This is a genomic window from Streptomyces sp. NPDC002870 (assembly GCF_042888505.1).
In the GTDB taxonomy this organism is placed as follows: domain Bacteria; phylum Actinomycetota; class Actinomycetes; order Streptomycetales; family Streptomycetaceae; genus Streptomyces.
Genome location: NZ_JBIAPW010000004.1, coordinates 183,164 through 203,130, shown reverse-complemented (window position 1 = coordinate 203,130; position 19,967 = coordinate 183,164). Strand labels below are relative to the sequence as shown.

Genomic DNA, 19,967 nt, shown 5'->3' with positions numbered 1-19,967 from the left:
CAGGTTGTCGAGTGGGTGACAGGGTCTTCGGACCACACTGCTCGGGGGGAGCGCCAGTGCGTCAGGGCGGCTCGGCTCGCGATTCGGAATTCGCGGATTTTGTGACAGCGTCACATGTGTCCCTGCTGCGGACCGCCCGTCTGCTGACGGGTGATCCGCACACGGCCGAGGATCTTGTACAGGCCGCGCTGATACGGGTCTATACGCACTGGGGCCGCTCGGCAGGCTGGGAATCGCCTCAGGCGTACACACGCAAGGTCGTAGTCAATCTCTACGCGACCTGGCGTCGCCGCCGCTGGCATACGGAGGTGGTCCGCCCGGAAGGGGATATCGCCCCGGACAGCCACGACATGGCGGGGAGCGCGGAGGCCAGGCTCGAACTGGGCCGCGCGCTCGCATGCCTGCCCCGTGCTCAGCGCGCTGCGGTGGTGCTCCGCTTCTACGAGGACCTGTCGGTGGAACAGACGGCCGAGCTGCTCGGCTGTTCGCCCGGGACGGTCAAGAGCCGTACCAACAGGGCCTTGGAGAGGCTGCGCGCTGCGGGCGCGCTCGCCGGTTATGCGGGAACCGAAAGGAGTGCGCGATGACCGAGGACGAAGACCAGTTGCGGCGAGGCCTGCGGGACTTGGCCCAGGGGCACGGCCCGGCGGGGGGACTGACGGCCGTGGAGACGTTTCTGGACAAGGCTCGCCGTGCCCGGGCCCGCCGCCGGGGGGCGGCGGCGGCCTGCGCGGTGGTGCTGATCGCGGGCGGCACGGGGCTCGGCCTGCGCATCACCGAGTCGGCTCCCCGGACCTCGGATTCGGTCGCCGCGATCTGGACTGACCAGGCGGACCGCCCTCTGGAGCTGGGCCCGGCCGACCCGCAGATCGGGGTTGCGTACCCGTACGACCTCGTCCGGAGCTGTGATCTGCGGTTTGCCGTGTTCGGCGGCAGTAAGTGGGTCACTGACACGGAAGTTGCGTTGGCAGGCACCGCGAAGGCGCCGGAAATCGTCCTCCACGGCGACCGGGTGTCCGGCCGCATGACGCTGAAATCGAAGGACGTCGCCCGGTTCGAGTTCGGGTCCGGGTCGATGAAACGGACGCTGACCTTCCGCCCGGTGTCCGGAGGCGGGCACTGCCCCCTCTTGCCCCCACCGAACCCGGCCAAGCCGCCGGTCCTGGAGCAACCGCCCGAGAATGCTGTGGAGGGATCCTGGTACCCGCACGGTCTCTACGTTCACTGCGGTCTCCGCTACACCGGTTTCGACGGGCGGGGGTGGGTGACCATCCGTGACTACTCGAAGGAGACCGGCATAGATGCCAGCGGGCGGTACACGATCGTGACCGGTTTCATGCGGTTGCAGGGCGACAAACTCCGGTTCGATTCTCCAGGTCGGGACCCGATCGAATTCCGCCCCGCAGGGGCGGGTGAGAAGCCGCCCCTGTGCGCCTGACCGGTGGTCCGGCGGGTGTCTTTTGGATCGGGCTGTATTCAGACGCCCCCTGGAAAGATCTTCAGCAGCCTCCTAGTACGCCACCCCCACCGCCTGCTTCAGCGTCGCCGCGTCATCCACCATCGCCAGCATCGCGTGCGCCACGTCCGCCCGCCCGATCTTCGACCCGCCCCGCAGATTCGCCCCCACGGCCGTCCGGTACACCCCTGTCACCGGCATATCCACCAGCCTCGGCGGCCGCACCGACGTCCAGTCGGTCGCGCTGCCGCGGAGCTCCTCCTCCATCGTCCGCAGGTCGTCGTAGTGCTTGCGCAGGATCCGCGAGATCAGCGGCGTCCCGATGTGGCGCAGGAAGAACGTCTCGTTCTCCGGTACGGGCCCGAGCGGTGCGGCGCTCACCACCAGGAAGCGGCGCACCCCCTCCGCGTCCAGCGCCCGAAGGATCACCCGCGTCAGGCCCGACGCGATGCCCACCTGCTTCTTCGTGCGCGGGCCGAGCCCCGAGAACACCGCGTCCCGGCCGGCCACGGCCGGCCTCAGCGCCTCCGGGTCGTCGAGGGCGGCCGTGACGATCTCCAAGCCCTCGCCCTTCACCGTCAGCCGTGCCGGGTCCCTCACCATCGCCGTCACCTCATGCCCCGCCGCCAGGGCCTGGCGGACGATCTCCTGGCCGATTCCGCCGGTCGCACCGAAAACTGTGAGCTTCATGGCGCATCCCTTCTCGGGTGGGTAAGTGTTCACTCACCTCTAGGGTGGGTAAGTACTCACCCACCCGTCAAGGCCCCACAAGTCCCGATGCGAGGATTCTCTTGCAGAAACCCGCCCGCGCCCGCATCCTCGACGCCGCACACGAGCTCATGCTCACCATCGGCCTCGCCCGCGCGACCACCAAGGAGATCGCCAAAGCGGCCGGCTGCTCGGAGGCGGCGCTCTACAAGTACTTCGCGAACAAGGAAGAGCTGTTCGTGACCGTGCTCAAGGAGCGGCTGCCCAAGCTCAACCCGCTGCTGGACCGGCTCGTCGAGCACCCGGGGAAGCGGACCGTCGAGGAGAACCTCACCGAGATCGCCCGGGAGGCCGCGCTCTTCTACGCCGAGAGCTTCCCGATCGCCGCCTCGCTCTACGCCGAGCCCAAGCTCAAGCAACGCCACGACGCGACCATGCGCGAGATGGGCCGGGGCCCGCACGTGCCCATCCGGAGGCTCGACGCCTACCTCCGCGCCGAGCAGGCAGCGGGCCGTATCGGGCCCGACGCCGACACCTACGCGGCCGCGTCCCTGCTGCTCGGCGCGTGCGCACAGCGTGCCTTCGCGTACGACATGACCGAGGACGGAAAGCCTCCGCAGCCGGTCGACGAGTTCGCCGCGAGCCTGGTCCGCACCCTGCTGCGCGGAATCGGCTAGCGCCCGCTAGCCGGCCAGCCAGTCGTCGATCCCCGCCAGCAGCTTGTTCCGTACATCCTCCGGCGCCGCCGAGCCCCGCACCGACTGCCGCGCCAGCTCTGCCAGTTCGGCGTCCGTGAAGCCGTGGTGCTTCCGCGCCAGTTCGTACTGCGCCGCCAGCCGCGAGCCGAACAGCAGCGGGTCGTCCGCCCCCAGCGCCATCGGCACGCCCGCCTCGTACAGCGTCCGCAGCGGCACGTCCGTCGGCTTCTCGTACACGCCCAGCGCCACATTCGACGACGGGCACACCTCGCAGGTCACCCCGCGCTCGGCCAGCTTCCGCAGCAGCCGGGGGTCCTCCGCCGCCCGCACCCCGTGCCCGATGCGCGAGGCGTGCAGGTCGTCCAGGCAGTCCCGTACGGAGGCGGGGCCCGTCAGCTCGCCACCGTGCGGCGCCGCCAGCAGGCCGCCGTCCCGGGCGATCGCGAAGGCGCGGTCGAAGTCCCTTGCCATGCCCCGGCGTTCGTCGTTGGAGAGGCCGAAGCCGACGACCCCGCGGTCCGCGTACCGGACCGCGAGTCGAGCGAGCGTACGGGCGTCCAGCGGGTGCTTCATCCGGTTAGCGGCGACCAGCACCCGCAGGCCGAGACCGGTCTCCCGCCCGGCACGCTCCACGGCGTCCAGGATGATCTCCAGCGCCGGGATCAGGCCGCCCAGCATGGGGGCGTACGAGGTCGGGTCGACCTGGATCTCGAGCCAGCCCGAGCCGTCCCGCACATCCTCCTCTGCCGCCTCGCGCACCAGCCGCTGGATGTCCTCGGGGGAGCGCAGACAGGACCGCGCGATGTCGTAGAGCCGCTGGAAACGGAACCAGCCGCGTTCGTCAGTCGCCCGCAGCTTGGGCGGTTCACCGCTGGTCAGCGCATCGGGCAGATGGACGCCGTACTTGTCGGCGAGCTCGAGCAGGGTGGTAGGCCGCATCGACCCGGTGAAGTGCAGATGCAGATGGGCCTTCGGCAGCAGCCTGAGGTCTCGTACGTGCTCCATTGCAGGATCTTGCCGCACGCGCGCGCAGACCGGCAGCCCCTTTCCCCGATCGGGCGCTTGCCCGAACGAAGAACCGGGAACGGGAACGGGCCCCCGGCCGCAGCCGGGAGCCCGTTTCGCGCCACTCAGTCACTCGCGTCACTCACGTCACTCACGTGAGGAGGCCCGACTGCTTCAGTCGCGCGCCTCCGCCAGCAGCTTCTGCAGCCGCGAGACACCCTCGACCAGGTCCTCGTCGCCCAGTGCGTACGACAGCCGCAGATAGCCCGGCGTACCGAAGGCCTCGCCCGGTACGACAGCCACCTCGGCCTCCTCCAGGATCAGCGCCGCCAGCTCCACCGAGGTCTGCGGGCGGCTGCCGCGGATCTCCTTGCCCAGCAGCGCCTTCACCGAGGGGTACACGTAGAACGCGCCCTCCGGCTCCGGGCACAGCACGCCGTCGATCTCGTTGAGCATCCGCACGATCGTCTGGCGGCGGCGGTCGAAGGCCGTGCGCATCTCGTCGACCGCGTCCAGCGAACCCGAGACGGCGGCCAGCGCGGCCACCTGCGCCACGTTCGACACATTGGAGGTGGCGTGCGACTGCAGGTTGGTCGCGGCCTTCACCACATCCTTCGGGCCGACGATCCACCCCACACGCCAGCCAGTCATCGCATAGGTCTTGGCCACACCGTTGACCACGATGCACTTGTCGCGCAGCTCGGGCACGAGCGTCGGCAGCGAGGTGAAGGTGGCGTCGCCGTACACAAGGTGCTCGTAGATCTCATCCGTCAGGACCCACAGCCCGTGCTCGACGGCCCAGCGTCCGATCGCCTCCGCGTCGGCCCGGTTGTAGACCGCGCCGGTCGGGTTGGACGGCGAGACGAAGAGCACGACCTTCGTACGCTCCGTGCGCGCCGCCTCCAGCTGTTCCACGGAGACCCGGTAGCCGGTGGTCTCATCGGCCACGACCTCGACCGGGACACCGCCCGCGAGGCGGATCGACTCGGGGTACGTCGTCCAGTACGGCGCCGGGACGATGACCTCGTCGCCCGGGTCGAGGATCGCCGCGAACGCCTCGTAGATCGCCTGCTTGCCACCGTTGGTGACCAGGATCTGGGCGGCCTCGACCTCGTAACCGGAGTCGCGCAGCGTCTTGGCGGCGATGGCGGCCTTGAGCTCGGGGAGCCCGCCGGCCGGGGTATAGCGGTGGTACTTCGGGTTGCGGCAGGCCTCGATCGCGGCCTCGACGATGTAGTCGGGTGTCGGGAAGTCCGGCTCACCCGCGCCGAAGCCGATCACCGGACGCCCGGCGGCCTTGAGAGCCTTTGCCTTGGCGTCGACGGCGAGGGTCGCGGACTCGGAGATCGCGCCGATGCGGGCGGAGACCCGGCGCTCGGTGGGAGGGGTTGCAGCGCTCATACGGCCCATCGTCCCAGACGGCCGACGCACCCGGCACACAGGTTTCGAGTAGCGGACAGGAACCGTCCGGGAGCTATCTGTTCGACGCCGGGCCTGCGACCACGTACACTCACTCGTCGTTGGCCCCTCACCAACCACATCTGCGGATGCGGTAGGTTGGGGAAACCACAAAGGGTCGTAGCTCAATTGGTAGAGCACTGGTCTCCAAAACCAGCGGTTGGGGGTTCAAGTCCCTCCGGCCCTGCTACACACACCTTCGCCAGGATGTGTGCGCATGTATGTATGTATTTCATTGCACAGCCGTGCGGCTCAACCGGGCGCGGCACGGCCACGACCCGGAATCAGGTGAGAGATCGTGACGGACGCCGTGGGCTCCATCGACATGCCTGATGCCGATGATGAGGCGCCGGAGTCGAAGAAGAAGACTCGTAAGGGCGGCAAGCGCGGAAAGAAGGGTCCACTGGGCCGTCTCGCGCTCTTCTACCGCCAGATCATCGCCGAGCTGCGCAAGGTCGTCTGGCCGACTCGCAGCCAGCTGACGACTTACACGACAGTGGTGATTGTCTTCGTAGTCGTCATGATTGGTCTTGTGACCGTGATTGACTATGGGTTCCAGGAAGCCGTCAAGTACGTCTTCGGCTGATCCGCGAAGGGCGCCGGCAGCGGCGCCCCTTTCGCATGTTCCACCCCATCTGTATCCAGGAAGAAGCAGCCACCGTGTCTGACCCGAACCTGAACGACGCCGTCGAGCCCGTGGAGGGCGAAGAGGCTGCGGCGACGGCCGAGGCGGCCGAGGCTGCGCCGGACACGGTCGACGACGACGCGCTCGAAATCATCGAAGGGGCCGACGAGGTCGACCTCGCCGAGGCTGCCGACGTCGCCGCGGGTGAGCCGGCCGAAGAGGCCGCGATGCACGTCGAGGACGAGGCCACCGCCGTCGCCGAGGTGGAAGAGGACGAGACCGCCGCGGCCGACGTCGAGGATGCCGAAGAGGCCGCCGACGCCGAGCCGGCCGAGCCCGAGGCCCCGGCCGACCCGGTCGCCGCCCTCCGCGAGGAGCTGCGCGGTCTGCCGGGCGAGTGGTACGTCATCCACACGTACGCCGGATACGAGAAGCGCGTGAAGGCCAACCTTGAGCAGCGCGCCGTCTCTCTGAACGTCGAGGACTTCATCTACCAGGCCGAAGTGCCCGAGGAAGAGATCGTCCAGATCAAGAACGGCGAGCGCAAGAACGTCCGCCAGAACAAGCTTCCCGGGTACGTCCTGGTCCGCATGGACCTGACGAACGAGTCCTGGGGCGTCGTCCGCAACACCCCTGGCGTCACCGGCTTCGTGGGCAACGCGTACGACCCGTACCCGCTGACCCTGGACGAGATCGTCAAGATGCTCGCCCCGGAGGCCGAGGAGAAGGCCGCGCGCGAGGCCGCCGAGGCCGAGGGCAAGCCGGCTCCGTCGCGCAAGGTCGAGGTTCAGGTACTGGACTTCGAGGTCGGCGACTCGGTCACCGTCACCGACGGCCCGTTCGCGACGCTGCAGGCGACGATCAACGAGATCAACGCCGACTCGAAGAAGGTCAAGGGCCTCGTCGAGATCTTCGGCCGCGAGACCCCGGTCGAGCTGAGCTTCGACCAGATCCAGAAGAACTGAAGCCTTCTGGAACATACGCTTCCGAACAGGTCAGACCGGCCCTCGTGGCCGCTCTGACCTGCTCGGTTTTTGGCCGCACAGCTATACCCGTTATCGTTGTGCGGTATGCCTCCATCCGGATGATCGGGTGGAGCGCTGGAAACTCTCACTAGGACCCGGAGAGAGCAATGCCTCCCAAGAAGAAGAAGGTCACGGGGCTTATCAAGCTCCAGATCCAGGCCGGCGCGGCCAACCCGGCTCCGCCGGTCGGCCCCGCGCTCGGTCAGCACGGCGTCAACATCATGGAGTTCTGCAAGGCCTACAACGCCGCGACCGAGTCGCAGCGTGGCATGGTCGTGCCGGTGGAGATCACGGTCTACGAGGACCGTTCCTTCACCTTCATCACCAAGACTCCGCCGGCCGCCAAGCTGATCCTCAAGGCCGCGGGTGTGGACAAGGGCTCCGGCGAGCCTCACAAGACCAAGGTCGCCAAGCTCACCGGCGCCCAGGTCCGCGAGATCGCCACGGTCAAGATGCCCGACCTGAACGCCAACGACCTGGACGCCGCGTCGAAGATCATCGCCGGCACCGCCCGTTCCATGGGCATCACGGTCGAGGGCTGATCAGCCCCCCGAAGACCTCCAGTGGTAGGGCCAAGCGCTGGTCCGCACCACGACTCCACACCTGCCACGCGGCGTCAGCCGCATGGTGTTACTGCACACAGGAGCAGAAGTGAAGCGCAGCAAGACTCTCCGCGCTGCGGACGCCAAGATCGACCGGGAGAAGCTGTACGCCCCGCTCGAGGCCGTCCGTCTCGCCAAGGACACCACCGCCACCAAGTTCGACGGCACCGTCGAGGTCGCCATGCGTCTGGGTGTTGACCCGCGCAAGGCCGACCAGATGGTCCGCGGCACCGTGAACCTTCCGCACGGCACCGGCAAGACCGCCCGGGTCCTGGTCTTCGCGACCGGTGACCGTGCTGCGGCCGCGGAAGCCGCTGGCGCCGACATTGTCGGCTCCGACGAACTGATCGACGAGGTCGCGAAGGGCCGTCTGGACTTCGACGCCGTCGTCGCCACCCCGGACCTCATGGGCAAGGTCGGCCGCCTCGGCCGCGTGCTCGGTCCGCGTGGTCTGATGCCGAACCCGAAGACCGGCACCGTCACCCCCGATGTCGTCAAGGCTGTGAACGACATCAAGGGCGGCAAGATCGAGTTCCGCGTCGACAAGCACTCGAACCTGCACTTCATCATCGGCAAGGTCTCCTTCGACGAGACGAAGCTGGTCGAGAACTACGCCGCGGCGCTGGAGGAGATCCTCCGTCTGAAGCCGTCCGCCGCGAAGGGCCGCTACATCAAGAAGGCGACCCTGACCACGACGATGGGCCCCGGCATCCCGCTGGACTCCAACCGCACCCGCAACCTCCTCGTCGAGGAGGACCCGGCCGCCGTCTGAATCTGACGGCAGCCGCGGGTCTCGCGTACTGAGCCGGCCCCCGCACCTCTTCGGAGATGTGGGGGCCGGTTTTCGTTGTCCCTGTGTCATAGGCGTGCGTTACGGTTCAAGCGTTCGCATACAACAAGGGGTGGGGCATGACCATGTCCGCATGGACGCGCGCGGGCGTCTCGCTGACGGCTGTGGCCGTCGTAGTCGGCGCAGCAGGCTGTCAGGGTGGCAATGGGGAGAAGAAGGCCGCCGAGACGCCCAGGAAGACCGAGACCCAGTCCCGCGCGGCGGTGACGCAGGTCCTCACGGCGGCGTACAAGAAGACCTCGGCCGCGAAGTCGGCGAAGGTCCGAATGACGATGGCGATGCCGGCCGCCATGGACGGCGGGGGCACCATGGAGATGTCCGGAGTCATGGGGTGGGACCCCACGGTGATGGACATGACCATGAAGGGTTCCATGTTCAAGGCTGACCCGGACGCCCCGGAGCAGATACGCATGGTGTGGCTGAACAACGCCATGTACATGGACATGGGCGCCAAGGCCGCCAAGGACATGGACGGCAAGCGCTGGATGAAGCTCGACCTCGGTGCCGCCGCCGAGGCGTCGGGGGACAAGGCGCTGCAGAAGCAGATGACCGGCAGCCTGGAGAGCATGAACCAGGACCCGGCCCAGCAGCTCGCGCTGCTGCTCGAGTCGCCGAATCTCAAGCACGTCGGCGCGGAGAAGGTCGATGGGGTCGAGGCCCAGCACTACAAGGGCACGCTGACGCTCGAAGAGATGGTGGCGTCGAACAAGTCGCTCAAGACGCTCAGCGAGAAGCAGCGCCAGGACCTCCTCGCCAATATGAAGAAGTCCGGCATCAAGGGGTACGACACCGAGGTCTGGGTCAACCAGGACAACTACCCCGTGAAGATGGACATCGGCATGGACAGCCCCGAGGGCAAGGTGAAGATCGTCGCCAACTACTCGGACTACGGCGCCAAGGCCACCGTGCAGGCGCCGCCGGCCGGGGACACCTTCGACCTCATGGAGATGCTGAAGAAGGCCGGCGAGGGCATGGAGTCCGCGGGACAGAGCTGACGCAGCCCGATTTGCCTCACCGGGATCCTCTCCCGTACTCTTCCACAGAAGCCAAAGACCGCTGGTCGTTGCCGTGCTCTCGTAAGAGGATGCGGCGGCCGAAGGATCCGCTGACTGCGGACGTCCTGCGCAGGTGACTGTGGAAAGCTCCCGGAGTTCATTCCGGTCGAGCTACGCCCCGTGCGCCTGCGCCGGGGCGTTTCGTTTTGTTCAGCCCCTTCTGAGCGGTCCTCATCACCCGGAAGGAGGCCGACGCTCTATGGCAAGGCCCGACAAGGCTGCCGCGGTAGCCGAGCTCGCGGACCAGTTCCGCAGCTCGAACGCCGCCGTGCTGACCGAGTACCGGGGTCTCACCGTGGCTCAGCTCAAGGAGCTGCGCCGTTCGCTCGGTGAGAACGCCCAGTACGCCGTGGTGAAGAACACGCTGACCAAGATTGCGGCCAACGAGGCCGGGATCAACGCGCTCGACGACCTGTTCGCGGGTCCGACGGCGGTTGCCTTCGTCACCGGTGACCCGGTGGAGTCGGCGAAGGGTCTTCGTGACTTCGCCAAGGACAACCCCAACCTCATCATCAAGGGCGGTGTCCTTGACGGTAAGGCGCTGTCCGCCGATGAGATCAAGAAGCTTGCGGACCTCGAGTCCCGCGAGGTTCTGCTCGCCAAGCTGGCGGGCGCCATGAAGGGCAAGCAGTCTCAGGCTGCCGCGCTCTTCCAGGCGCTTCCCTCGAAGTTCGTCCGCACCGCGGAGGCGCTTCGTGCCAAGAAGGCCGAGCAGGGCGGTGCCGAGTAATTCGGCTCGCGCATTGACCGTCGCCGCGTAGTGCGGCCGGTCGCAGCGGGCCGATGTACGCCCGCCGACACAGACAACCGGCACCAGCCGAATTAGTGGAAGGACCGCCATCATGGCGAAGCTCAGCCAGGACGACCTGCTTGCGCAGTTCGAGGAGATGACCCTCATCGAGCTCTCCGAGTTCGTGAAGGCCTTCGAGGAGAAGTTCGACGTCACCGCCGCCGCTCCGGTCGCCGCTGCCGCTGGTGGCGCCGCTGTCGCCCCGGCCGAGGCCGAGGCCGAGCAGGACGAGTTCGACGTCATCCTCACCGGCGCCGGCGAGAAGAAGATCCAGGTGATCAAGGTCGTGCGTGAGCTGACCTCCCTGGGCCTGAAGGAGGCCAAGGACCTCGTCGACGGCGCCCCGAAGCCCGTCCTCGAGAAGGTCGCCAAGGAGGCCGCCGAGAAGGCTGCCGAGTCCCTCAAGGGCGCCGGCGCGTCCGTCGAGGTCAAGTGACTTTCTGAGTCTCTGACTCAAGGTTCCGCGAGGGACCGCTGAAGGCACAGCAGAAGGGCGATCACCCATCCGGGTGGTCGCCCTTCGGCATTGCCGTGGCGGCTGCCTTGCTCTTCGGTGTGCGGCGAGTATCGTGATCTTCGTCGTACGCCTCGCTGTGTCCCAGCAGCCCCGTTTGGGCTGGGGGGCCTTGACGAACCGCACGCAGCGCGCAATTCTCAGGACGCGTCGTCACAACGATCCGTATCCGAGGCATGGATCGGCGACCGAACGGGCAGTATCGAGGTGCGCCACACGGCGCGAGGGTGTCGCGGAGTTGAGAACAACGAGGGTTTCGAAAACCCGCACTGGACATCAGTGTGCCAACTGGCTACACTGACCCTTTGCGCTGCCTGTTAGCTGCCCCCTGCCCGTCACCAGGGGCATCCCCACGTATGAGCACCGTAGATTGAATAATCCCTCACCTGGGATTTCTATCTCCGTGCCCAGCATGGGACCGGTACGCGCGTAGTGAGTCCGAGCCCTCGGAAGGACCCCCTCTTGGCCGCCTCGCGCAACGCCTCGACCGCGAATACGAACAACGGCGCCAGCACCGCCCCGCTGCGCATCTCCTTTGCAAAGATCAAGGAGCCCCTCGAGGTTCCGAACCTCCTCGCGCTGCAGACCGAGAGCTTTGACTGGCTGCTCGGCAATGCCGCCTGGAAGGCTCGTGTCGAGGCGGCTCTGGACAGCGGACAGGACGTCCCCACAAAGTCCGGCCTGGAGGAGATCTTCGAGGAGATCTCTCCGATCGAGGACTTCTCCGGGTCGATGTCGCTGACCTTCCGCGACCACCGCTTCGAGCCTCCGAAGAACTCCATTGACGAGTGCAAGGAGCGCGACTTCACGTACGCTGCCCCGCTTTTCGTCACGGCCGAGTTCACCAACAACGAGACCGGCGAGATCAAGTCCCAGACGGTCTTCATGGGCGACTTCCCGCTCATGACCAACAAGGGCACCTTCGTCATCAACGGCACCGAGCGTGTCGTGGTGTCGCAGCTGGTCCGCTCGCCGGGTGTCTACTTCGACTCCAACATCGACAAGACGTCCGACAAGGACATCTTCACGGCCAAGATCATCCCGTCCCGGGGTGCCTGGCTCGAGATGGAGATCGACAAGCGCGACATGGTCGGTGTCCGCATCGACCGCAAGCGCAAGCAGTCCGTCACCGTCCTGCTCAAGGCTCTCGGTTGGACCACCGAGCAGATCCTCGAGGAGTTCGGCGAGTACGAGTCCATGCGCGCCACCCTGGAGAAGGACCACACCCAGGGCCAGGACGACGCGCTGCTCGACATCTACCGCAAGCTGCGCCCGGGTGAGCCCCCGACCCGCGAGGCCGCTCAGACGCTGCTCGAGAACCTCTACTTCAACCCGAAGCGCTACGACCTCGCCAAGGTCGGCCGCTACAAGGTGAACAAGAAGCTCGGCGCCGACGAGCCGCTGGACGCCGGCGTGCTCACCAGCGACGACGTCATCGCGACCATCAAGTACCTGGTCAAGCTGCACGCCGGTGAGACCGAGACGGTCGGCGAGAGCGGCACCCAGATCGTCGTCGAGACCGACGACATCGACCACTTCGGCAACCGTCGTCTGCGTAACGTCGGCGAGCTCATCCAGAACCAGGTCCGCACGGGTCTGGCTCGTATGGAGCGCGTCGTGCGTGAGCGCATGACGACCCAGGACGTCGAGGCGATCACGCCGCAGACCCTGATCAACATCCGGCCGGTCGTCGCCTCCATCAAGGAGTTCTTCGGCACCAGCCAGCTGTCGCAGTTCATGGACCAGAACAACCCGCTGTCGGGTCTCACCCACAAGCGCCGTCTGTCGGCTCTTGGCCCGGGTGGTCTCTCCCGTGAGCGGGCCGGCTTCGAGGTCCGTGACGTGCACCCGTCGCACTACGGCCGCATGTGCCCGATCGAGACCCCTGAAGGCCCGAACATCGGTCTGATCGGTTCGCTCGCCTCGTACGGACGCGTCAACGCGTTCGGTTTCGTCGAGACGCCGTACCGCAAGGTCGTCGACGGCGTCGTCACCGACGAGGTCGACTACCTGACCGCCGACGAGGAAGACCGCTTCGTCATCGCCCAGGCGAACGCGACGCTCTCCGAGGACCTGCGGTTCACCGAGCCGCGCGTCCTGGTGCGCCGTCGTGGCGGCGAGGTCGACTACATCCCGGGCGACGACGTCGACTACATGGATGTCTCGCCGCGCCAGATGGTGTCGGTCGCGACCGCCATGATCCCGTTCCTCGAGCACGACGACGCCAACCGTGCCCTCATGGGCGCGAACATGATGCGCCAGGCAGTTCCGCTGATCACGGCGGAGGCGCCGCTGGTCGGCACCGGCATGGAGTACCGCTGCGCGGTCGACGCCGGTGACGTCATCAAGGCGGAGAAGGAAGGTGTCGTCCAGGAGGTCTCCGCGGACTACATCACCGTCGCCAACGACGACGGCACCTACACCACGTACCGCATCGCCAAGTTCTCCCGGTCGAACCAGGGCACCTCGGTCAACCAGAAGGTTGTCGTGGACGAGGGCTCCCGGGTCGTCGAGGGCCAGGTCCTCGCCGACGGTCCGGCCACCGAGCAGGGCGAGATGGCGCTCGGCAAGAACCTGCTGGTCGCGTTCATGCCGTGGGAGGGTCACAACTACGAGGACGCGATCATCCTGTCGCAGCGCCTCGTGCAGGACGACGTCCTCTCCTCGATCCACATCGAGGAGCACGAGGTCGACGCCCGTGACACCAAGCTCGGCCCCGAGGAGATCACCCGGGACATCCCGAACGTCTCCGAGGAGGTCCTCGCCGACCTCGACGAGCGCGGCATCATCCGCATCGGTGCCGAGGTCGTCGCCGGTGACATCCTGGTCGGCAAGGTCACGCCCAAGGGTGAGACCGAGCTGACCCCGGAGGAGCGGCTGCTCCGCGCGATCTTCGGTGAGAAGGCGCGTGAGGTCCGTGACACCTCGCTGAAGGTGCCGCACGGCGAGACCGGCAAGGTCATCGGCGTACGGGTCTTCGACCGCGAGGAGGGCGACGAGCTGCCGCCGGGCGTGAACCAGCTGGTTCGCGTGTACGTCGCGCAGAAGCGCAAGATCACCGATGGTGACAAGCTCGCCGGCCGTCACGGCAACAAGGGCGTCATCTCGAAGATCCTGCCGATCGAGGACATGCCGTTCCTGGAGGACGGCACCCCGGTCGACATCATCCTCAACCCGCTGGGTGTCCCGTCCCGAATGAACCCGGGACAGGTCCTCGAGATCCACCTCGGCTGGCTCGCCAGCCGCGGCTGGGACGTCTCCGGTCTCGCCGACGACTGGGCGCAGCGCCTGCAGGCCATCGGCGCCGACCAGGTCGCCCCCGGCACCAACGTCGCGACCCCGGTCTTCGACGGTGCGCGCGAGGACGAGATCGCCGGGCTCTTCGAGGCCACGATCCCGAACCGTGACGGTGACCGGCTGGTCCAGTCGTCCGGCAAGGCCAACCTGTTCGACGGCCGCTCCGGTGAGCCGTTCCCGGACCCGATCTCGATCGGGTACATGTACATCCTCAAGCTCCACCACCTGGTCGACGACAAGCTGCACGCCCGTTCGACCGGTCCGTACTCGATGATCACCCAGCAGCCGCTGGGTGGTAAGGCCCAGTTCGGTGGCCAGCGATTCGGTGAGATGGAGGTGTGGGCGCTGGAGGCTTACGGCGCCGCATACGCCCTCCAGGAGCTGCTGACCATCAAGTCCGACGACGTCACCGGCCGCGTGAAGGTCTACGAGGCCATCGTCAAGGGCGAGAACATCCCCGAGCCCGGCATTCCCGAGTCCTTCAAGGTGCTCATCAAGGAAATGCAGTCGCTCTGTCTCAACGTGGAGGTGCTGTCCTCGGACGGCATGTCTATCGAGATGCGTGACACGGACGAGGACGTCTTCCGCGCTGCGGAGGAGCTCGGTATCGACCTGTCCCGGCGCGAGCCGAGCAGCGTCGAAGAGGTCTGACGGGTCTGGCCGGGGCTCTGAACAAAGAGCCCCGGCCCTGCCCCGGACCCGTACAGACCATGATTGAGACTCGACCCCGAAAGAGGGATTGACGACAAAGTGCTCGACGTCAACTTCTTCGACGAGCTGCGGATCGGCCTTGCCACCGCGGACGACATCCGACAGTGGTCCCACGGCGAGGTCAAGAAGCCGGAGACCATCAACTACCGCACGCTCAAGCCCGAGAAGGACGGACTCTTCTGCGAGAAGATCTTCGGTCCGACCCGGGACTGGGAGTGCTACTGCGGTAAGTACAAGCGTGTCCGCTTCAAGGGCATCATCTGTGAGCGCTGTGGCGTCGAAGTCACCCGCGCCAAGGTGCGCCGTGAGCGGATGGGCCACATTGAGCTGGCCGCGCCTGTCACGCACATCTGGTACTTCAAGGGCGTCCCGTCGCGCCTTGGCTACCTGCTCGACCTCGCGCCGAAGGACCTCGAGAAGGTCATCTACTTCGCCGCGTACATGATCACGTTCGTGGACGAGGAGCGCCGTACGCGCGACCTGCCCTCGCTGGAGGCGCATGTCTCCGTCGAGCGCCAGCAGGTCGAGAACCGCCGCGACGCCGACCTCGAGGCCCGCGCCAAGAAGCTCGAGACCGACCTGGCCGAGCTCGAGGCCGAGGGCGCCAAGGCCGACGTGCGCCGCAAGGTGCGCGAAGGCGCCGAGCGTGAGATGAAGCAGCTGCGCGACCGTGCGCAGCGCGAGATCGACCGTCTCGACGAGGTGTGGAACCGCTTCAAGAACCTCAAGGTCCAGGACCTGGAGGGCGACGAGCTGCTCTACCGCGAGCTGCGTGACCGCTTCGGCACGTACTTCGACGGCTCGATGGGTGCGGCGGCGCTGCAGAAGCGCCTGGAGTCCTTCGACCTCGAGGAGGAGGCCGAGCGTCTCCGGGAGATCATCCGTACAGGCAAGGGCCAGAAGAAGACCCGTGCGCTCAAGCGCCTCAAGGTCGTCTCCGCGTTCCTGCAGACCAGCAACAGCCCCAAGGGCATGGTGCTGGACTGCGTGCCGGTCATCCCGCCGGACCTGCGTCCGATGGTGCAGCTGGACGGTGGCCGCTTCGCGACCTCCGACCTGAACGACCTGTACCGCCGTGTGATCAACCGCAACAACCGCCTCAAGCGTCTCCTTGACCTCGGTGCCCCCGAGATCATCGTGAACAACGAGAAGCGGATGCTGCAGGAGGCCGTCGACGCGCTGTTCGACAACGGCCGCCGTGGTCGCCCGGTGACCGGTCCCGGTAACCGCCCGCTGAAGTCCCTGAGCGACATGCTCAAGGGCAAGCAGGGTCGTTTCCGTCAGAACCTGCTCGGTAAGCGAGTCGACTACTCGGCCCGTTCCGTCATCGTCGTCGGCCCGCAGCTCAAGCTGCACCAGTGCGGTCTGCCGAAGGCCATGGCGCTGGAGCTCTTCAAGCCGTTCGTGATGAAGCGCCTGGTCGATCTGAACCACGCGCAGAACATCAAGTCGGCGAAGCGCATGGTCGAGCGCGGCCGCACGGTCGTGTACGACGTGCTGGAAGAGGTCATCGCCGAGCACCCGGTTCTGCTGAACCGTGCGCCGACGCTGCACCGCCTCGGCATCCAGGCCTTCGAGCCGCAGCTGGTCGAGGGCAAGGCCATCCAGATCCACCCGCTCGTCTGCACCGCGTTCAACGCGGACTTCGACGGTGACCAGATGGCCGTCCACCTGCCGCTCTCCGCGGAGGCGCAGGCCGAGGCACGCATCCTGATGCTGTCCTCGAACAACATCCTGAAGCCGGCCGACGGCCGTCCGGTCACCATGCCGACCCAGGACATGGTGCTGGGCCTCTTCTTCCTCACGACCGACGAGGAAGAGCGCAAGGTCATCGGCGAGGGCCGGTCCTTCGGCTCCACGGCCGAGGCGATCATGGCGTTCGACGCCCGCGAGCTCTCGCTCCAGGCGAAGGTCGACATCCGCTTCCCCGTCGGCACCATTCCGCCGCGCGGCTGGGTTCCCCCGGCCGAGCAGGGCGCCGCAGACATCAGCGGCGCCGCGGGTGAGTGGCAGCAGGGTGACAGCTTCCGGCTGCGTACGACTCTGGGCCGCGCGCTCTTCAACGAGCTGCTGCCCGAGGACTACCCCTTCGTCGACTACTCGGTCGGCAAGAAGCAGCTCTCCGAGATCGTCAACGATCTGGCCGAGCGCTACCCCAAGGTCATCGTGGCGGCGACGCTCGACAACCTGAAGGCGGCCGGCTTCTACTGGGCGACCCGCTCCGGTGTCACCGTGGCCATCTCCGACGTCGTGGTCCCCGAGGCCAAGAAGGCGATCGTCGCGGGCTACGAGGCGCAGGACGAGAAGGTCCAGAAGCAGTACGAGCGCGGTCTGATCACCAAGGACGAGCGCACCCAGGAGCTCATCGCGATCTGGACCAAGGCGACCAACGAGGTTGCCGAGGCCATGAACGAGAACTTCCCGAAGACCAACCCCATCTTCATGATGGTCAACTCGGGTGCTCGTGGAAACATGATGCAGATGCGTCAGATCGCCGGTATGCGTGGTCTGGTGTCCAACGCCAAGAACGAGACCATCCCGCGGCCGATCAAGGCGTCGTTCCGTGAGGGTCTGTCCGTGCTGGAGTACTTCATCTCCACCCACGGTGCCCGTAAGGGTCTGGCCGACACCGCCCTGCGTACCGCCGACTCGGGTTACCTGACCCGTCGTCTGGTGGACGTCTCGCAGGACGTCATCATCCGCGAAGAGGACTGTGGCACCGACCGCGGCCTCAAGCTGCGGATCGCCGAGCGCGGCGCCGACGGTGTGCTGCGCAAGGCGGAGGACGTCGAGACGTCCGTGTACGCGCGGATGCTCGCCGAGGACGTCGTCGTCGACGGCAAGGTCATCGCGCCGGCCAATGTCGACCTGGGCGATGTGCTCATCGACGCGGTCGTCGCCGCGGGCGTCGAGGAGGTCAAGACCCGTTCGGTCCTGACCTGTGAGTCCGCGGTCGGCACGTGTGCGTACTGCTACGGCCGTTCGCTCGCCACCGGCAAGCTGGTGGACATCGGTGAGGCGGTCGGCATCATCGCCGCCCAGTCCATCGGTGAGCCCGGTACCCAGCTGACGATGCGTACCTTCCACACCGGTGGTGTGGCCGGTGACGACATCACCCAGGGTCTGCCCCGTGTCGTCGAGCTCTTCGAGGCTCGTACGCCCAAGGGCGTCGCCCCGATCTCGGAGGCGGCTGGCCGCGTCCGTATCGAGGAGACCGAGAAGACCAAGAAGCTCGTCGTCACCCCCGACGACGGCAGCGACGAGACGCCGTTCCCGATCTCGAAGCGTGCCCGTCTGCTGGTGGGCGAGGGCGACCACGTCGAGGTGGGCCAGAAGCTCACCGTGGGTGCCACCAACCCGCACGACGTGCTGCGGATCCTCGGTCAGCGCGCGGTCCAGGTCCACCTGGTCGGCGAGGTCCAGAAGGTCTACAACTCGCAGGGTGTGTCGATCCACGACAAGCACATCGAGATCATCATCCGGCAGATGCTGCGCCGCGTGACGATCATCGAGTCCGGCGACGCGGAGCTGCTGCCTGGCGAGCTCGTCGAGCGCTCGAAGTTCGAGACCGAGAACCGTCGTGTGGTCACCGAGGGCGGTCACCCCGCCTCCGGCCGTCCGCAGCTGATGGGTATCACCAAGGCCTCGCTCGCCACCGAGTCGTGGCTGTCGGCGGCGTCCTTCCAGGAGACGACCAGGGTTCTGACCGACGCGGCGATCAACGCCAAGTCGGACTCCCTGATCGGCCTCAAGGAGAACGTCATCATCGGTAAGCTCATCCCGGCCGGTACGGGCCTGTCCCGCTACCGCAACATCCGGGTGGAGCCCACCGAGGAGGCCAAGGCCGCGATGTACTCGGCCGTCGGCTACGACGACATCGACTACTCGCCGTTCGGCACCGGCTCCGGCCAGGCCGTTCCGCTGGAGGACTACGACTACGGTCCGTACAACCAGTAAGCGATAGCAACCGCCACAGGGCGGCCAACCCTCGCGGGATGGCCGCCCTGTCGGGGTATCCCCAGCGAGCCGCGGGGAAGTATGTTGCAGGCCGGTGTGTCCTGCGCGTGTGCAGTTGTTTTGACCGCAGCCGATGCGGTAGGTACGCTCTGTCCTTGTGCCTGGGGTGTGCCTGGGCTCGTGTGCGTGTCCTCAACCGCATGGCGAGTCTGAAGAATCGGCCACCGTAATCTGCGCTCTCTCTGCCTTGCGGCGGGAGCCTGTATTCGACACACCCGACCGCGTGGGTCGGCGACGTTCCAGGTTAGCTTCACGAACGGCACACAGAAACCGGAGAAGTAGTGCCTACGATCCAGCAGCTGGTCCGGAAGGGCCGGCAGGACAAGGTCGAGAAGAACAAGACGCCCGCGCTCGAGGGTTCCCCTCAGCGTCGTGGTGTCTGCACGCGAGTGTTCACGACCACCCCGAAGAAGCCGAACTCGGCCCTGCGGAAGGTCGCGCGTGTGCGTCTGACCTCCGGCATCGAGGTCACGGCCTACATTCCGGGTGAGGGACACAACCTGCAGGAGCACTCCATCGTGCTCGTGCGTGGTGGCCGTGTGAAGGACCTGCCGGGTGTTCGCTACAAGATCATCCGCGGTTCCCTCGACACCCAGGGTGTCAAGAACCGCAAGCAGGCCCGCAGCCGCTACGGCGCCAAGAAGGAGAAGTAAGAATGCCTCGTAAGGGCCCCGCCCCGAAGCGCCCGGTCATCATCGACCCGGTCTACGGTTCTCCTCTTGTCACGTCGCTGATCAACAAGCTTCTGCTCAACGGCAAGCGTTCCACCGCCGAGCGGATCGTCTACGGCGCCATGGAAGGCCTCCGCGAGAAGACCGGCGCTGACCCGGTCATCACGCTGAAGCGCGCTCTCGAGAACGTCAAGCCGTCTCTCGAGGTCAAGTCCCGCCGTGTCGGTGGCGCCACCTACCAGGTGCCGATCGAGGTCAAGCCCGGTCGCGCCGCCACCCTCGCGCTCCGCTGGGTCGTGGGTTACTCCCGCGCCCGTCGCGAGAAGACCATGACCGAGCGCCTCATGAACGAACTGCTCGACGCCTCCAACGGCCTCGGCGCTTCGGTCAAGAAGCGTGAGGACACGCACAAGATGGCCGAGTCCAACAAGGCCTTCGCGCACTACCGCTGGTAGTCGCTACCCACATCGAGACCGAGAGAAGAT

17 protein-coding genes and 1 tRNA gene are annotated in these 19,967 nt (G+C 66.7%); 15 read left to right on the top strand and 3 right to left on the bottom strand.

Annotation, left to right across the window (positions count from 1 at the left end):
* The first annotated feature begins 11 nt into the window (after nt 1–11).
* Nucleotides 12–587 carry a SigE family RNA polymerase sigma factor gene (locus ACFYWY_RS07575; RefSeq protein WP_389181173.1) on the top strand — a complete coding sequence of 192 codons (576 nt, stop codon included), beginning with the start codon at nt 12–14 and terminating at the stop codon, nt 585–587.
* Nucleotides 584–1,438: a hypothetical protein gene (locus ACFYWY_RS07570; RefSeq protein WP_389181170.1), complete on the top strand. Its 855-nt coding sequence runs from the start codon at nt 584–586 to the stop codon at nt 1,436–1,438. Before ACFYWY_RS07575 ends, ACFYWY_RS07570 begins: the two co-directional genes overlap by 4 nt.
* 72 nt (nt 1,439–1,510) lie before the next feature.
* Here the strand turns inward: ACFYWY_RS07570 and ACFYWY_RS07565 are convergent, their stop codons facing one another.
* Complete coding sequence (locus tag ACFYWY_RS07565; protein ID WP_389181167.1) at nt 1,511–2,146, bottom strand: NAD(P)-dependent oxidoreductase; 636 nt, start codon at nt 2,144–2,146, stop codon at nt 1,511–1,513.
* A 101-nt stretch (nt 2,147–2,247) separates the two neighbouring features.
* On the opposite strand from ACFYWY_RS07565, the gene ACFYWY_RS07560 reads away from it, so the two are divergent.
* The gene (locus tag ACFYWY_RS07560) at nt 2,248–2,841 is read left to right on the top strand and encodes a TetR/AcrR family transcriptional regulator (protein ID WP_389181164.1); all 594 of its coding nucleotides are present in this window, start codon (nt 2,248–2,250) and stop codon (nt 2,839–2,841) included.
* Between the two features lie 6 nt (nt 2,842–2,847).
* Here ACFYWY_RS07560 and ACFYWY_RS07555 read toward each other — a convergent pair whose 3' ends face one another.
* Together ACFYWY_RS07555 and ACFYWY_RS07550 are read right to left on the bottom strand one after the other, a co-directional pair.
* A complete protein-coding gene (locus ACFYWY_RS07555; RefSeq protein WP_389181161.1) occupies nt 2,848–3,867 on the bottom strand; it encodes an adenosine deaminase in 1,020 nt (339 codons plus the stop codon).
* Between the two features lie 174 nt (nt 3,868–4,041).
* Nucleotides 4,042–5,268 carry a pyridoxal phosphate-dependent aminotransferase gene (locus ACFYWY_RS07550; protein ID WP_389181158.1) on the bottom strand — a complete coding sequence of 409 codons (1,227 nt, stop codon included), beginning with the start codon at nt 5,266–5,268 and terminating at the stop codon, nt 4,042–4,044.
* 171 nt (nt 5,269–5,439) lie between these two features.
* Here ACFYWY_RS07550 and ACFYWY_RS07545 point away from each other — a divergent pair.
* The 12 genes from ACFYWY_RS07545 to rpsG all read left to right on the top strand — a co-directional run bounded on the left by ACFYWY_RS07545 (nt 5,440) and on the right by rpsG (nt 19,937).
* Nucleotides 5,440–5,512: transfer RNA gene (locus tag ACFYWY_RS07545), tRNA-Trp, on the top strand.
* A 111-nt stretch (nt 5,513–5,623) separates the two neighbouring features.
* On the top strand, nt 5,624–5,911 hold the full coding sequence (secE, locus tag ACFYWY_RS07540; RefSeq protein ID WP_307661695.1) for a preprotein translocase subunit SecE: 288 nt from the start codon (nt 5,624–5,626) through the stop codon (nt 5,909–5,911).
* A gap of 74 nt (nt 5,912–5,985) precedes the next feature.
* Nucleotides 5,986–6,915 carry a transcription termination/antitermination protein NusG gene (gene nusG, locus ACFYWY_RS07535; RefSeq protein WP_389181154.1) on the top strand — a complete coding sequence of 310 codons (930 nt, stop codon included), beginning with the start codon at nt 5,986–5,988 and terminating at the stop codon, nt 6,913–6,915.
* A gap of 167 nt (nt 6,916–7,082) precedes the next feature.
* Nucleotides 7,083–7,517, top strand: a complete 435-nt coding sequence (gene rplK / locus ACFYWY_RS07530) for a 50S ribosomal protein L11 (protein ID WP_307661693.1) — start codon at nt 7,083–7,085, stop codon at nt 7,515–7,517.
* Nucleotides 7,518–7,626: 109 nt separating this feature from the next.
* Entirely contained in the window at nt 7,627–8,349 is a 723-nt protein-coding gene (rplA, locus tag ACFYWY_RS07525; RefSeq protein ID WP_389181151.1) for a 50S ribosomal protein L1, read from the top strand.
* A 137-nt stretch (nt 8,350–8,486) separates the two neighbouring features.
* Entirely contained in the window at nt 8,487–9,422 is a 936-nt protein-coding gene (locus ACFYWY_RS07520) for a hypothetical protein (RefSeq protein ID WP_389181148.1), read from the top strand.
* 259 nt (nt 9,423–9,681) lie between these two features.
* A complete protein-coding gene (gene rplJ / locus ACFYWY_RS07515) occupies nt 9,682–10,212 on the top strand; it encodes a 50S ribosomal protein L10 (protein WP_389181145.1) in 531 nt (176 codons plus the stop codon).
* A 112-nt stretch (nt 10,213–10,324) separates the two neighbouring features.
* The gene (gene rplL / locus ACFYWY_RS07510) at nt 10,325–10,708 is read left to right on the top strand and encodes a 50S ribosomal protein L7/L12 (RefSeq protein WP_389181142.1); all 384 of its coding nucleotides are present in this window, start codon (nt 10,325–10,327) and stop codon (nt 10,706–10,708) included.
* Nucleotides 10,709–11,248: 540 nt separating this feature from the next.
* Nucleotides 11,249–14,734 (top strand): DNA-directed RNA polymerase subunit beta, encoded by a 3,486-nt coding sequence (rpoB, locus tag ACFYWY_RS07505; protein ID WP_389181139.1) that lies wholly within the window; start codon nt 11,249–11,251, stop codon nt 14,732–14,734.
* Nucleotides 14,735–14,833: 99 nt separating this feature from the next.
* A complete protein-coding gene (locus tag ACFYWY_RS07500; protein ID WP_389181136.1) occupies nt 14,834–18,751 on the top strand; it encodes a DNA-directed RNA polymerase subunit beta' in 3,918 nt (1,305 codons plus the stop codon).
* A gap of 341 nt (nt 18,752–19,092) precedes the next feature.
* The gene (gene rpsL, locus ACFYWY_RS07495; protein ID WP_003948652.1) at nt 19,093–19,464 is read left to right on the top strand and encodes a 30S ribosomal protein S12; all 372 of its coding nucleotides are present in this window, start codon (nt 19,093–19,095) and stop codon (nt 19,462–19,464) included.
* A 2-nt stretch (nt 19,465–19,466) separates the two neighbouring features.
* On the top strand, nt 19,467–19,937 hold the full coding sequence (rpsG, locus tag ACFYWY_RS07490; RefSeq protein WP_340474758.1) for a 30S ribosomal protein S7: 471 nt from the start codon (nt 19,467–19,469) through the stop codon (nt 19,935–19,937).
* Nucleotides 19,938–19,967: the final 30 nt, after the last annotated feature.